A 14,165-nucleotide genomic window follows, 5' to 3' on the forward strand; every position below is an offset into this window, starting at 1 on the left:
CCGATCCGCTCGAGACCACCGAGATAAGGCTTCAGCACCTCCGGAACCAGGATGGTGCCGTCTTCCTGCTGATAGTTTTCCATGACGGCGATCAGAGCCCGGCCAACCGCAGTTCCTGACCCATTCAACGTATGAACGAAGCGCGGCGCGGCCTTTTCCCCAGCCGGGCGATAGCGGGCGTTCATGCGGCGCGCCTGGAAATCTCCGCAAACGGAGCAGGACGAGATCTCGCGGTAAGCGTCCTGTCCCGGCAGCCAGACCTCGATGTCGTAGGTCTTACGGGAGGAGAAACCCATATCGCCGGTGCACAGCATCATCGTGCGGAAATGCAGGCCGAGCTTGCTCAGCACGGCTTCGGCGGCCGCCGTCATGCGCTCATGCTCTTCCAACGATGTTTCCGGGGTCGTCACGGAAACCAGTTCAGCCTTATAGAACTGATGCTGACGCAGCATTCCGCGCGTGTCGCGGCCGGCGGACCCCGCTTCGGATCGGAAGCTGGGCGTCAGGGCGGTGAAGCGCAGCGGAAGCGCGGATTCGTCGGTGATCTCCTCCCGGACGAGATTCGTCAGCGACACTTCGGCCGTCGGAATCAGCCAGCGCCCGTCCGTGGTCTGGAACAGGTCCTCGGCGAACTTCGGGAGCTGACTCGTTCCAAACAGCGCTTCGTCTCGCACCAGCAAAGGCGGCGACACCTCTTCATAGCCGAACTCACGCGTGTGAGTGTCGACCATGAACTGACCGAGCGCGCGTTCCATACGCGCCAGTTCCCCCCGAAGCACCGTGAAGCGGGAGCCGGACATGCGGGCGGCGCGCTCGAAGTCCATGAGACCTAGCGCTTCACCCAGTTCGAAATGCTCCTTGGGCTTGAAGGCGAAGGTCGGCTTCTCGCCTGTGCGCCGAACCTCGACATTGCCTGTTTCGTCGGTGCCGAATGGCACCTCGGGTAGCGGGACATTGGGCAGCGTGGCGAGCACGGCGTCGATCTCGGCATCGATCTCGCGCTCGAGCTTTTCGCCGTCCTGAATCTTCGCCTTCAGGTCCGCGACCGCGCGCATGACCTCGTCGACAGCTGCCGCGTCGCCGGACGCCTTGGCCTTGCCGATCTGCTTGGAGGCTTCGTTGCGCTGGCTTTGCCAATCTTGCAGAGCCTTCAGATGCTGGCGCCGCTTTTCGTCCAGACGAAGAATGTCGGAGGCCGTCGCGGACGAGCCGCGACGCGTCAGAGCTTCGTCCAGAACTTCCGCGTTTTCGCGGATCCATTTGATATCCAGCATCTTTTCCAGTCCGCTACAGGCGGGCCGGAACCGTCCGGATCACTCCGTGCCGGCTTCTCTGGCCGCCAGACGCACGCCACGTTTCTTCTCGATCATCCGCGCCGTGATGATGGAAATCTCGTAGAGAATGATGGCCGGGATCGCAAGACCGATCTGGGACATGGGATCGGGCGGCGTCAGCACGGCCGCCACGATGAAGGACAGGACGATCGCATATTTGCGCTTGGAGCGCAGACCATCCGCCGTCACGATCCCCGCCCGGACGAGAAGCGAGCAGATCACCGGCAGCTGGAACACAAGACCGAAAGCAATGATGAGGGTCATGATCAGCGACAGATATTCGGACACGCGCGGCAACAAGAGAATGGCCGCATCGCTTCCCTGCCCTGGCTGTTGCATGGACAGGAAGAACCACATCACCATCGGGGTGAAGAAGAAATAGACCAGCAGCGCTCCCAGCAGAAACAGGAGCGGCGTCGCGATAAGAAAGGGAATAAAAGCCGCGCGTTCGTCCCGATAAAGACCGGGTGCCACGAACTTGTAGATCTGGATCGCGATCACCGGAAAGGCGAGGAAGACGCCGCCGAAAGCGGCGACCTTCACCTGCGTGAAGAAATATTCCTGAGGGGCCGTGTAGATCAGCTCCACATTGGACGGGTCGAGCCCAGCCCAACCGCTCGCGATCTGATACGGGACGACCAGAACGTTGAAGATGCCCTTCGCGAAGAAGAAGCAGATCAGGAACATCACGAAGAAGCCGGCGATCGACCAGATCAACCGACGACGCAACTCGATCAAATGTTCGATCAGCGGGGCGGACGACGCCTCGATGTCGGACTCGGAACGCTCGGTCACTGAATGCCTCCAACGGATGTGCGCGAAGCCGAGGATTCGCTGGCCGTCGACGTTTCGGGACGAACCTGAATCGGCGTCGAGCTTGCATCCGTTAGGGGATAGGCGCTCCCATTCACAGCGGAATCGGGTTGGGGAACGGGCGCGGACTCCATCGGCACAGGCGATTGCGTCGGAGACGGAACCTTGGGTTCCGGCGCCTCTGCCGCCGCCTTGATGGACGAACGAATTTCGTCGCCAACCGCTCGGATCGGATTCATCGCCTTGCGAAGGTCGTTGCGCGGATCGAGATCACGCACATCCTTGGCGGTCTGGCGCAGTTCCTCCAACTCAGCCTCTTTCAAGGCCTCGTCGAACTGGCGGCGAAAATCCCCCGCCATGCGACGCATTTGCGAGCTGACGCGCCCGAAGGTGCGCAGCATCTTGGGGAGATCCTTAGGACCAACGACGACGATCAGAACGACCGCAATTACTAGAAGCTCAAGTCCACCGATGTCGAACATGACGATCCCCGGAAGGCGAACGGCGGCACGATACGTGCCGCCCGTCCCTTAGATGCGGGACTTCTCCGTGACGGAGTCGTGGGTCATGGCGTCGCCCTCGCGAGCGTCCAGAGAACGACGCTCCTGCGTAACCGGCGTTTCGTCGTCGGCCATGCCCTTCTTGAAATTCTTGATGCCCTTGGCGACATCGCCCATCAATTCGGGGATCTTTCCGCGCCCGAACAGAAGCAGCACGACGGCCAGAACGATGAGCCAGTGCCAAATGCTGAAGCTACCCATGATACGCCTCCATGGCGCGGGCAGGCCGCGCACCAAATTCAAACCGAACCCTCGGTCCTTTCAAACACGAAAGTCTCAACCGGATCAACGGCTACAAAGACATCGTGCACATTGTCGGCGAGTTCGCCAGGATGAAACCTCGCCCTGACGGGAGCGGATGCCCCATCGACCGCAAGAAGAACCAGTTCCTCGCCGCCCAGGAAACGCCGCTCCAGAACGCGAGCAGACGTTCCCTCCGTCGAAGTCGACAGTTTGACACCGGTCAAACGAACTGCAACGTCCATTTTCGTGCCATCCGATCGTGGCGAGTGTGCGACGATGCCCAGGAGGGTCGTCACTTTTCCTGCCAGCACGCTCCCTTCCAAGACATTGATCTCGGACAAGAAACCGGCTGCAAAGAGGCTGGATGGATAGAGGTAGAGCTGTCTTGGCGTTCCCGTCTGCACGAGGCGCCCATTCCGCAAAAGCGCGATCCGATCGCCCATGCGCATCGCCTCTTCCGGATCATGCGTGACGATTACGGCAGTCGATCGCGTTTGTGCGAGGATCGCCAGCGTTTCGGCACGCACATCATCCTTGAGGCGACTATCGAGTCCGGAGAAGGGCTCATCCATCAAGATCACGCGAGGACGCGGTGCCAAAGCCCGGGCCAGGGCAGCCCTTTGTTGTTCCCCGCCCGACAGATGATGCGGGAACGAATCGGCGAGAGGCCCGAGCCGAACATGGTCGAGCGCAGCCTCCGCTCGGGCCTTGGCCTCTCGACGCGGAAGACCGGCGAGGCCGTAGAGCACGTTGTCGCGAAGCGTCTTGTGCGGAAACAGGGCGAAATCTTGAAAGACCAGCCCGACACCCCTCGCCTCGGGTGGCTCGTATCGTTCGGGGCCGGCGACCAGCCGATCCCCGATCCAGATTTCGCCTCGGGTTTGCCGCTCGATACCCGCCGCCATCCGAAGGAGGCTGGTTTTCCCCGAGCCGGATGGTCCCAGCAGGCACAAGACCTTCCCAGCCTCCGCTTGGATCGATACGTCCCGCAGTATCTCACGTCCCCCGGCCTCGAAGGAGAGATCGCGAAACGTAAGGGCGGATTGCCCTGCACGGATATCGAGAGCAGGTGTGTCCGCTGCAGCAACCGGACGCATGTGAAGTGTCATGTGTCGCGCTCCTCAGCCTCGCTCATCGACCGATCAGAACTTGATCGTCTCAGTCAATTAAAGCCGAAGCCCACTGCCCTCAAGCGAGAGTCGCCGTGAGTCTGGTGAACTCTTCGCGAAGCATCGGCTCGTCCAGAGCTTCCGGGGCGACGCGAATTACGTCCAGCGCCCGTTCCGCGCGCTCGCTGGCGCGTCCGCCCAGTTCGGGAACGCCGGCGGCCACTTGCACCATCTCTGCGATGTCGCCGTTGCAGTGAAGCGCCAGATCGCAGCCCGCAGAAATCGCGCCCTTCGCCAGCTCGCCCATATTGCCTTGAAGCGCCTTCATCGACATGTCGTCGCTCATCAGCAATCCATCGAAGCCGATCAGGCCGCGAATGATCTCGTTGATGACGATGGAAGACAGCGTCGTGGGATGCGCCGGGTCAAGCGCCTCAAACAGGAGATGGGCGGTCATTCCCGCTGGCAGATCGCGCAGATCGCGGAATGGCCGGAAATCGAAACCTTCCAGATCGGCGCGCGCCGCCGTTACGCGCGGCAGTTCCAAATGGCTATCGGCGTTGCCACGCCCATGCCCCGGAATGTGCTTCATGACAGGCAGAACCGCGCCCGCCATCAGGCCACGGGCGGCGAGCCCGCCGAGTTCGGCGACGCTGCCCGGATCATCAGCATAGGCGCGATCTCCGATCACCGAATGCGCGCCGGGTTGCGGCACGTCGAGACAGGGAAGGCAATCGACATTGATGCCGTAACCCTGTCGAAGGTCGTGCGCCAGCAGGCGGCCTTGAAGCCATGCGGCCCGCCTGCCCTTGTCGCGATCGGCAGCGTAGACCTGCCCGATCGTCGCCGAGGGCGGGAAGCGCGGCGAAAGCGGAGGCCGGAGGCGCTGAACGCGGCCGCCTTCCTGGTCGATCAGCACAGGAACGGTGTCGCGGCCGTCGAGGCTTTGCAACTCCGCCACGAGGTCAAGAACCTGCGCAGCTTCGGAAATATTTCGACCGAAGAGGATATAACCCCAGGGCCGCGCGTCCTGAAAGAAACTGCGCTCGTCGGCGGTCAGCCGAAGCCCGCTGCAGCCGGAAATCCAAGCCTTGGTTCCACTCATCGACACGTCCGTAGGATGCGATTGCTCTGGAGCGGGCTCTGGCGGCCCGCCCTTTCCGGGCAGCTGAACGCCGATCGTGAAGCCGGCCGCGAGGCTCAGCGCGTCACGAAACAGCTTCCGCCGACTGATTTCAGGCTGTCGCACAGGGATGCCGCCTCGCCCTTTGTCTTGGCCGCCACGCGAACGCGATAGAACGTTCCCTTGCCCGCGATTTCGGCCGACTTGATGCCGACATTGCGGCCACCGATCACGCTGGAAAACCGCTTGGACAGGTTGGCCATCGATTCTTCGGCCAACGCCTGGCTCGGCTGCGAGGAAATCTGCACAAAGAACGCATCGTCGCTCGGCTGCGCTGGCTGAACCGACGCCACCTGAACGGGGTCGGGCTGCGGAGCGGCGGCCGGCATGGTCGGCGCAACAACTGCAGCAACCGGGGCCGCCGCGGCCGGCTTATGGGCGATCGGCGTCGAAGACGTCGGCAGCATGGCCGGCTGGCCGGCGATACTCGCCTCTTCGGCGGCAGGCGCGAGCGAGCCGTCCGGGCGCACCGTCAGTGTGCGAACCTTTCGCGGTTGGAGCGTCCCTTCTGCCGAGGCGACCTGCGCGCCGGGCGCCGGCGGCACTTCGGGCTCGGCATCCGATTCGCTCGGCAAGGCGACATTCTCGCCGACCATGACGCCGGGAAGAGCGGCGGACGACGCGTCGTCGTTTTCCGAAATGTCGATCGGTTCTTCCATCGCGGTCACGAGCTTGCGCTGGGTGGGCGCATCGACCTTGGCGTTTCCGGCCGCGACGTGCTCGTAAACAGCCTTGTTCTGGTTCGGGATCGTCCGGCCGCCCGTCTCCGCCGGAACGACCTTGTAGGGCTGCGCGTCGGCCTTGATCAGGATCGGTCCGTCATTGCCCGGCGCGAGCGAGCCGCCGCCGGTGTAAACCATCGTTCCAGCCACGGCGACCACAACGGTCGCGGCCATGCCGCCCATGACCATCGCGAACTTGCGCAGGCGCGACGGACGACGCACGTTGGCGGCGGCCTCTTCGCCATAACGATCATCGTCATAGCCGTATTCGTCTTCGTCATAGGCTTGCGGAGCGGGCTGCATCGCGGCCCATTCGCTGGCGATCAGATCGTCGAAATCATCCAGCGTCAAAGTCTGGCGGGTGTCGGACAATTGCTGACGCGGCGCGACATAGGGCTCGGGCTCGATTTCCCGAGCCGGCGCGAACGATTGTGTTTCCGCCGGATAGCGATCGCGGGGACGTGCCGGTTGGCTGAGATTGCGCAGGGCTTCCTGAGTCTCCGCGTTCACCGGTCGCGACGGGCGCCCCTGCGGCATGGGGGCGGCCACGCGATCTTCCGGCCCGAGAACGGGTTCATAGCCATGCGAACCCGCCCAATCCTGGCGGGCAGCCTGCGAAGAACCACGTCCCGACGAGCCTTCGACGGCGCGAACGAGATCCGCAAAAGGATCGCGATCGGCCGCGGAGAAATGGGCGTCCCTGTAGTCCTTCATCGCGCCGACCTCACGCAAGGATCACCTCCTAGAACCGAGGCGACCCGTCATTTCCTGAACGTCCTTCCGCCCTATGGGTCGAACATGGTCAAAGCGTGGAGCGTCAACGCATTTCCTCGGGGGCCGATACGCCGACCAGACTGAGACCCGAGGCGATGACGAAGGCGACGGCTTGAACCAATCCCAATCGAGCTGCGGTCATTGTCACATCGTTAGGCTTAACGAAGCGTAACTCAGGCTGATCCTTGCCGCGATTATACTGCCCGTGGAAAGCCGAAGCGACGTCGTAGAGATAGAATGCGAGGCGGTGTGGTTCCTTGGCTTGGGCCGCGCTTTGAATCAAACGTGGATATTCCGCCAGCTTGCGCACCAGCGCGACCTCCCCCTCGTCCGTCAGATGCGCCAGCGCATCGCGATCGACCCGGTCCAGAGCCGACACGTCGATGCCCTCGGCCTGCGCCTGGCGCACGATCGACCGAGCGCGGGCGTGCGCGTACTGAACGTAGAAAACCGGATTGTCTTTCGACTGTTCGGTGACTTTCTGAAAGTCGAAGTCGAGCGGCGCGTCACTCTTGCGGAAGAGCATCATGAAGCGAACGGCATCGCGACCGACTTCTTCCACCACATCAGCCAACGTCACGAACTCACCGGCGCGCTTGGACATTTTGACCGGCTCGCCGTTGCGAAACAGCTTCACGAGCTGGCACAGGACGACATCGACCTCGGCCTTGCCGCCGGACACGGCCTTTGCCACCGCTTCCAGACGCTTCACATAGCCACCATGGTCCGCGCCGAGCACATAGACCATCTCGTCGAAGCCGCGCGCGAACTTGTCCGCGAAATAGGCCACGTCGGCCGCGAAGTATGTGTAGGCGCCATTCGACTTAACGAGTGGACGGTCGACATCATCCCCGACATCGGTCGAGCGCAGCAGCGTCTGCTCGCGGTCTTCCCAATCCTCGGGGAGCTGGCCCTTGGGTGGCGGCAATGTGCCCTGATACACGAAACCGCGCTCGCGCAGCGCCTCCACGCTGGCGGCAATACGGCTCGGATCGCCCTCATGTAGCGTCTTTTCGGAGAAGAACACGTCCTGCGTGATGTTGAGCTCCTTCAGGTCGTCCCGAATGCTCATCATCATGGCGCTAATGGCATAGGCCTTCACGACGGGAAGCCATTCGGCCTCATCCTGCGCCAGAAGCTCTCGGCCGTAGCGGATGGCGAGCGCCGAGCCGACCGTCTTTAGGTAGTCGCCAGGATAAAGCCCGGCCGGGATCTCGCCGATCGTCTCCCCCAGCGCTTCGCGATAGCGCAGGAAAACGGAGCGGGCGAGGACGTTCACCTGCTCGCCCGCATCGTTGATGTAATATTCCTTGGTCACGTCGTGACCGGCAAAGCCCATCAGATTGGCGATCGCATCGCCGACGACAGCCCCTCGGCAATGGCCGACGTGAAGGGGACCGGTAGGGTTGGCCGATACATATTCGACGTTCACGCGGTGCCCGGTGGAAGTGCCGCGACCGTAATCCATGCCCTGGATCAGAAGTTCGTGGAGATGGTTCGTCCAAAAAGCCGGCTGGAGACGCAGATTGATGAAACCCGGCCCGGCGATCTCGACCGATGCGACATCCGCGTCGTCCGCGAGCTTGGCAGCGATGTCGTCCGCCAGGTCGCGCGGCTTCAGTCCCAGCGGCTTGGCGAGAACCATGGCGGCATTCGTCGCGAGATCGCCATGGCTGGCGTCCCGTGGCGGCTCGACGGTAATGCGGGAGAGATCGGCTCCCTCAATTCCCCGTGCGGACAGAATAGCTTCCACTGCTTTGCGAACGCGCTGCTCGAAGTCGGTGAAGATATTCATGATCAGGTCCAGATTGGAGAAACCGGCACAACGAAACGCCGCCCACCGCTCTTCCGAACGGGAGTTGAAGCGGCGCGCCTAACGCAATTCGGGCGTATCGTCAAACAAGCGGCGATGTTCCGATACCGCGTAGCTGTCGGTCATACCGGAGAGATAGTCCGAAACGCGCCGTGCGAGGCGCGCCTCGTCCAGACCTTCCAACGCCTCGCTCCAGGCTCCGTGCATTTCGTGAGGAGCTGCGACAAAGCGATGGTACATATCCTCGACCAAGGTCTCCGCCCGCGTCATGACACGCGAGACGCTTGGGCTGCGATAGACCCGGGCAAACAGGAAGCTCTTGGTCCGACGGGCCAGTTCTTCCATCTCGGGCGAGAAACAAAGCAGGGTCCGGCCGGCATCGCGCACATCCTGCGCCGTCTCGATGCGATCCTCCTGCAACCGTCGCAAAGTCGCGGTGATCACGTCTTCGACCATGCGCGTGATGTGGCGGCGCATGATCTCGTTCGCCATGCGGGCCGGGTCGAGATTGGGATATTGGGCTCGAACGTCCCGCAGAATGGAACCTGCCAGATCCAGTTCGGCGAGATCATCCAGATGGATCAGCCCGGCTCGCAGCCCATCGTCCAGATCGTGAGTATTATAGGCGATGTCGTCGGAAATTGCCGCCGCCTGGGCTTCCAGGCTAGCGAACCGAGAGAGATCGAGTGGATAGCGCGCGTCGAATTCGAGGATCGGGCGGGGCACCTCACCCTGCCAGGTCGAGTGAGGACCGAGCATGGGTCCATTGTGTTTGACCAGCCCCTCCAGCGTTTCGAAACTAAGGTTCAGACCGTCGAACTCCGCATAGCGCCGTTCCAGCGCCGTCACGATCCGCAGCGACTGCGCATTGTGGTCGAAGCCACCATAGGGCGACATGCAGCGGTCGAGCGCTCGCTCCCCGGCGTGACCGAAAGGCGTATGGCCGAAATCATGGACCAGTGCGATCGCCTCGGTCAGATCCTCGTCCAGCCGAAGCGCACGCGCGAAGGCACGAGCGATCTGCGAAACCTCGATCGTATGGGTCAGGCGCGTGCGGAAGTGATCGCCCTCATAGGCGACGAAAACCTGGGTCTTGTGCTTGAGCCGACGAAAGGCAGTGGAATGGATGATCCGATCCCGGTCGCGCTGAAACGGCGTGCGCGTCGGGCTGTCCGACTCCGCCACGAGGCGGCCGCGCGACCGCTCGGGATCGCTCGCAAAGGGCGCGAGAGCGCAGCGGCCAAAGCCGATCGGGATAAAGCTTGAGTCCGCCGCCATGCAGCCCATCCCTTCGCCTGCGCGCCGAAACATCGGTTCGGCCCGGCGTTGACCCACCGGGAGCGCATCCATACGTTAGGAGCACGAGGTCAACAAGCAGAGGTCGGACAGCGCGTTCCGCTGGCCGGATTCGACATGAGCGAAGTGCTCGCAACGACGACGCCCGTCACGGTTTCCGACGCAGCCGCACAGCGGATCCTGTCCATTCTTCAAAAGACGCCCAGCGAAAACGCCTTACGCATTTCGGTGGAAGGGGGCGGATGCTCCGGTTTTTCCTACAAGTTCGATCTGACGCACGATTCCGAAGCCGACGATCTGGTGATCGAGAAGGACGGCGCGCGGGTGGTCATCGACCAGACCTCCCTCGCCTATCTGGACGGATCGGTCGTGGATTTCGTGGACGATCTCATGGGCCAGTCCTTCCAGATCCGCAATCCGAACGCCGTCGCCTCCTGCGGATGCGGAACCTCCTTCTCGATTTGACAGGGCGCGCCCGCAAGGGCATGGCGGGCAGGTCAGCGACCGAAACGCGCCAGCCGCGTTTTCAGGGCCGCTATGATGGATTGTGGTGGTCCCAGACGGTCTTCGCAGGCCTCGGGCTTCACGGAGAGTTTCGATGCTGGTCGCCACATGGAACATCAACGGCGTCAAGGCGCGGCTCGACGCTCTTCTTCAATGGCTGGACGAGTGTCAGCCTGATGTGGCCTGCCTTCAGGAGATCAAGAGCGTCGATGAGGCCTTCCCGCGCGCCGAAATCGAAGCGCGCGGCTGGCAGATCGAAACACACGGCCAGAAAGGCTTCAACGGCGTCGCGCTCGTGTCGAAGACCCCAGCCCTCTCGATCGAGCGCGGGCTGGCTGGCGACGAGACGGACGAGCAGGCGCGCTTCATATCGGGGCTATGGTCGACGAGCCGAGGTCCGATCCGCATCGCCTCGCTGTACCTTCCCAACGGCAACCCGGTCGGCACGGAGAAATTCCCCTATAAGCTTCGCTGGATGGAGCGTCTGGAGCGCACTGCACGGCAATGGTTGGCTGAGGAGACGCCGTTCGTTCTCGCCGGAGATTACAACGTGATCCCGCAGCCGGAGGACGCCAAGAATGCCGCAGATTGGCTGGGGGACGCGCTGTATCAGCCGGAAAGCCGCGCCGCTTATCGTCGTCTGATGAATCTGGGTCTGGTCGATGCCCTTCGCGCCACCACGGACCGCGCACAGACCTATACGTTCTGGGACTATCAGGCCGGCGCTTGGCCGAAGAACAACGGCATCCGCATCGACCATATGCTCCTGTCTCCCGAGCTATCGGCGGCCATGAAGGGCGTGCGGATCGACAAATATGTCCGGGCTTGGGAAAAGCCGTCCGACCACGTTCCGGTCGTGCTCAATATCGAAGACTGAGAACCCGCGACTGAAAGCTGGCCGATTCGGCTGGCCGCTTATTGCGGGTCCGGGTCGCTCTGGGACGCGTAAGCCAGCGCTGTGCGTCGTTCGGTTTCGCTCGACAGGGAGAAGGCTTCCTCCTGAAGCGGACGAATCCAATCCTTGTCCTTGTCGGGCGCCGCCTTCAGCGCGCGCGTCAGCATGGCGAGCCCCTTGGCCGGCTCGGCCTGAAGCGAAATCGTTTCGCCATCGAACAGGAGATAGCCGAGCAGCGCCTCGGCCTTGGCGTAGCCTTTCTTGGCGGCGAGTTGCAGCCAGCGCGCGGCTTGGCGCGGATTGGGGCGCCCGCCCTCGCCCGCCAGCAGCATTCGACCCAGTTCGAACTGCGCCTGCGCGTCGCCGAAATAGGTCGCAGCATGAGCGTAAAGCTGGCGCGCCTGCGCCGGGTCCGCCGAAACGGGCGTGCCGGGAATGCCGCTTCGCATATACTCCGCCAGCGCGATCACTGCGCTCGCGACATAGGCCGCGTTTGGTGAGGAGGACGTATCGTCTTCCTGATCCCGAACGATTTCCTCGAACATCTTGAAGGCTTCGAAATCGTCTTCCTTGACGCCATCGCCTTCGGCATACATCTGACCGAGCTTCCAACGCGCGCCGGCATGACCGAGATCGGCCGCACGCTGCAAAGCCTGTAAGGCTTCGAGCTTGTGGCCGCGCTTATAGGCCGCAAAGCCCATCGAGAAAAACTCGCGCGGCGATTTGCTGTGCGGGTCTGCCGCCAGAGACAAGGGATCGAGAGCCCACGCTTGCCCCAGCAAGCTGCAGACGATCACAAGTGGCAGGCATAGGACGGAAACACCGGTCAGACGCATCGGCACGAAACTCAAGCGTCTCGAGTCCGAAGGACAATTGTGCTGGAGCCCATCGAACCTTCGACACGAGTTTCCCAAGACGAACCGATCGTGAGCGCGCCAAACGTCTTCCGCATTTGAGCGGACATCTGAGAGACGGACGTTTGTTGACACGCAACATCGCGGCGGCTCCCGGGAAGATTCGGGTGCCTGACGAGGGCCTGAGCGACCTTACTGACGGGAACTTGGTCGAACGTCATGACACCTCAACGACCCGACCAATCCCAAGGGAAAATCGAGTCTTTCCAGCGATGATGCTTGCCGGGTCTTGCCGTTCTTTTATGGCGGCAACGGGGCACCATCTCGCGGATCCATGTTATCCGATGAGATCGCACAATACTGTTGCCGTCACTCCACAGAATGCCCCTCGGCAACTTTGCGAACGAGTTGATTCCGAGCCGGCAACACAAAAAGCGCCCGGACGAAGCCGGGCGCAGACGCTCATTGATCGGTAGGTACGACGGTCAGAAGTTGAGCTTCAGCGAGGCATTTGCCGCATAGACCCAGTCGTCGCCGACCGTCGCATTGAAAAGCGCACCCCGACTGACGCTCTGGCTCCCGCCGGTCCAGTAGCCGACGAGACCACCGAAGCGGAGTTCCGCCCACTTGTTGTTCTTGAGCGAGACGCCGCCGGACAGCGTGTAGATATCCGTATAGGTCGTTTCGGACCCACGCGAGACGCCGCTGTCGTAGCCAATCGAAATGCTGCCCGAGACGTTCTCATTGAAGGCACGGCCGACGCCGAGGCTCACGGTGTAGCCATCATCCCAGTTGTAGGGGCTGATATTGGGAATGCCCGCTACCGTCGTCACAACGGCCTTGTTGGTGCTCCAGTCCGTCCAGCGGAATGAAGCGAGCAGAAGCGTGCCTTCTGCTATGCCGGTCTGGAAATTGACGTTCAGGCTTTGCGGGCTCGTGGCCGTGTTCTGATAGGCCGGAAGACCGCTCGCCAGAACCGTTCCCGTGGTCGGAAGAGCGGAGATCAGCGCCGACGGAACGGAAATACCGTTGCCGGCGAGGAAGGCCGCAGCGGTTGGGATCGAAAGGCGGCGACCATCCGCGAGTTGGACAAATGCGTCACCCGTCGCGGCTAGAGTGCCTGTGCCTGCGATGTCGTCATGCTTCACTTCGGAGCGGTAGAGCACCTGAGCGCGCAGAGCGATCTCCGGGATCTCGAAGGCCGCGCCGATGCGATAGCCAGGCTTGTTGCTCGCGTCGGTATCGGCCGTCAGTGCGACCGGAACCAGAAGGCTGGCCCCAAGACCGCCCAGCGTCCGGCTCAGGGAAGCCGGCAGGCTGGCCGAAATATTGCGGTTGGCGAGCGAAGTTCCGTTGAACTCGAAATCCTCGACGAACAAACCGCCGAGCAGGCTGAAGCGCATTCGATCCTGCGTATAGCTCACGCGGCAGGTCGCGCTCCATTCGTTGGATTTGAATTCCAGATCGCGCACGCGCGCCCCGCCGGGAAACTGCGCGGGCTGGGCGCCCCCGGGAAGCGATCGGTAATCGCCTTCCCCCGCAAAGGACTCCACGTAGTTGCCAGCGCAGGCGGCCGCCTCGCCGCCGAATTTGATGGCCGCGCTGGGGATCTGATAACTCCCGGTATAGGTCCCGTAGTCGCCGCGAACCCCGTTGATCGACTCGAAGCCGCGCTGGGGCGAAACATAGGTGAAGCTCAGTCGATTGGAGAACGTGCCCGGTTCGTAGAGAATGTCGGTATCGGCTGTTCCACGCTGGAAGCCGCCGGCCTGCGCCATTCCCATGGTCGACGCGAGCGCCGTCGAAGCGATGATCAGTTGACGCGCGAACTTCATGCAAATTTCCCCCAGACCGGTCTGCGCGCGAAGTCTAGACGCTTCGGCTTGCTGGGAGCCTGTCATAAGTGCCTTCTGGTTGAAACCTTACGATCTGGCCATCTCGCGAATTGTGGCAGTGCTGTGATCCCGTCTCAACACCTGAAGCGTGATGCGAAGCGCAAGCGCCAAGATCTTGTGATTCCAGTCTATTTAAAGAAAAGGCGGAGGACCTGCCTGCGCGATCCTTC

General features: G+C 62.3%; 13 protein-coding genes. 2 read left to right on the top strand and 11 right to left on the bottom strand.

The window, feature by feature from the left end:
- From serS to AUL36_RS10950, 9 genes are all read right to left on the bottom strand, one after another.
- The coding region (serS, locus tag AUL36_RS10910; RefSeq protein WP_062220432.1) for a serine--tRNA ligase at positions 1-1,274 on the bottom strand (1,274 nt) is incomplete at its 3' end.
- A 39-nt stretch (positions 1,275-1,313) separates the two neighbouring features.
- A complete protein-coding gene (gene tatC / locus AUL36_RS10915) occupies positions 1,314-2,129 on the bottom strand; it encodes a twin-arginine translocase subunit TatC (protein ID WP_058598244.1) in 816 nt (271 codons plus the stop codon).
- On the bottom strand, positions 2,126-2,629 hold the full coding sequence (tatB, locus tag AUL36_RS24920) for a Sec-independent protein translocase protein TatB (RefSeq protein ID WP_082655766.1): 504 nt from the start codon (positions 2,627-2,629) through the stop codon (positions 2,126-2,128). The genes tatC and tatB overlap by 4 nt, the downstream gene beginning before the upstream one ends.
- A gap of 48 nt (positions 2,630-2,677) precedes the next feature.
- Entirely contained in the window at positions 2,678-2,908 is a 231-nt protein-coding gene (locus tag AUL36_RS10925) for a twin-arginine translocase TatA/TatE family subunit (RefSeq protein WP_058598243.1), read from the bottom strand.
- A gap of 38 nt (positions 2,909-2,946) precedes the next feature.
- Positions 2,947-4,059, bottom strand: a complete 1,113-nt coding sequence (locus AUL36_RS10930; RefSeq protein WP_244497104.1) for an ABC transporter ATP-binding protein — start codon at positions 4,057-4,059, stop codon at positions 2,947-2,949.
- Between the two features lie 79 nt (positions 4,060-4,138).
- Positions 4,139-5,164 carry a glycoside hydrolase family 3 N-terminal domain-containing protein gene (locus AUL36_RS10935; protein WP_062220434.1) on the bottom strand — a complete coding sequence of 342 codons (1,026 nt, stop codon included), beginning with the start codon at positions 5,162-5,164 and terminating at the stop codon, positions 4,139-4,141.
- A 95-nt stretch (positions 5,165-5,259) separates the two neighbouring features.
- Positions 5,260-6,696: an SPOR domain-containing protein gene (locus AUL36_RS10940; RefSeq protein WP_062220436.1), complete on the bottom strand. Its 1,437-nt coding sequence runs from the start codon at positions 6,694-6,696 to the stop codon at positions 5,260-5,262.
- A gap of 85 nt (positions 6,697-6,781) precedes the next feature.
- Positions 6,782-8,533 (bottom strand): arginine--tRNA ligase, encoded by a 1,752-nt coding sequence (gene argS / locus AUL36_RS10945; protein WP_062220438.1) that lies wholly within the window; start codon positions 8,531-8,533, stop codon positions 6,782-6,784.
- Positions 8,534-8,611: 78 nt separating this feature from the next.
- Complete coding sequence (locus tag AUL36_RS10950) at positions 8,612-9,829, bottom strand: deoxyguanosinetriphosphate triphosphohydrolase (RefSeq protein WP_062220440.1); 1,218 nt, start codon at positions 9,827-9,829, stop codon at positions 8,612-8,614.
- Between the two features lie 135 nt (positions 9,830-9,964).
- On the opposite strand from AUL36_RS10950, the gene erpA reads away from it, so the two are divergent.
- Entirely contained in the window at positions 9,965-10,312 is a 348-nt protein-coding gene (gene erpA / locus AUL36_RS10955) for an iron-sulfur cluster insertion protein ErpA (protein ID WP_062220442.1), read from the top strand.
- 133 nt (positions 10,313-10,445) lie between these two features.
- Positions 10,446-11,228 (top strand): exodeoxyribonuclease III, encoded by a 783-nt coding sequence (gene xth, locus AUL36_RS10960; RefSeq protein ID WP_062220445.1) that lies wholly within the window; start codon positions 10,446-10,448, stop codon positions 11,226-11,228.
- Between the two features lie 38 nt (positions 11,229-11,266).
- On the opposite strand, the gene AUL36_RS10965 is transcribed toward xth, so the two are convergent.
- Both AUL36_RS10965 and AUL36_RS10970 read right to left on the bottom strand, forming a co-directional pair.
- Complete coding sequence (locus AUL36_RS10965) at positions 11,267-12,088, bottom strand: tetratricopeptide repeat protein (RefSeq protein WP_374700765.1); 822 nt, start codon at positions 12,086-12,088, stop codon at positions 11,267-11,269.
- 497 nt (positions 12,089-12,585) lie between these two features.
- Positions 12,586-13,935: a long-chain fatty acid transporter gene (locus tag AUL36_RS10970; protein ID WP_062220451.1), complete on the bottom strand. Its 1,350-nt coding sequence runs from the start codon at positions 13,933-13,935 to the stop codon at positions 12,586-12,588.
- Between the last annotated feature and the right edge of the window lie 230 nt (positions 13,936-14,165).

It is taken from the genome of Aureimonas sp. D3, from assembly GCF_001463805.1.
Classification (GTDB): domain Bacteria; phylum Pseudomonadota; class Alphaproteobacteria; order Rhizobiales; family Rhizobiaceae; genus Aureimonas; species Aureimonas ureilytica_A.

Bases quoted from the DNA above. Each gene is read 5' to 3' on its own strand.
- tatB (WP_082655766.1), bottom strand. From the start codon at position 2,629: ATGTTCGACATCGGTGGACTTGAGCTTCTAGTAATTGCGGTCGTTCTG.
- AUL36_RS10925 (WP_058598243.1), bottom strand. From the start codon at position 2,908: ATGGGTAGCTTCAGCATTTGGCACTGGCTCATCGTTCTGGCCGTCGTG.
- AUL36_RS10930 (WP_244497104.1), bottom strand. From the start codon at position 4,059: ATGACACTTCACATGCGTCCGGTTGCTGCAGCGGACACACCTGCTCTC.
- AUL36_RS10935 (WP_062220434.1), bottom strand. From the start codon at position 5,164: ATGAGTGGAACCAAGGCTTGGATTTCCGGCTGCAGCGGGCTTCGGCTG.
- argS (WP_062220438.1), bottom strand. From the start codon at position 8,533: ATGAATATCTTCACCGACTTCGAGCAGCGCGTTCGCAAAGCAGTGGAA.
- AUL36_RS10950 (WP_062220440.1), bottom strand. From the start codon at position 9,829: ATGGCGGCGGACTCAAGCTTTATCCCGATCGGCTTTGGCCGCTGCGCT.
- erpA (WP_062220442.1), top strand. From the start codon at position 9,965: ATGAGCGAAGTGCTCGCAACGACGACGCCCGTCACGGTTTCCGACGCA.
- xth (WP_062220445.1), top strand. From the start codon at position 10,446: ATGCTGGTCGCCACATGGAACATCAACGGCGTCAAGGCGCGGCTCGAC.
- AUL36_RS10970 (WP_062220451.1), bottom strand. From the start codon at position 13,935: ATGAAGTTCGCGCGTCAACTGATCATCGCTTCGACGGCGCTCGCGTCG.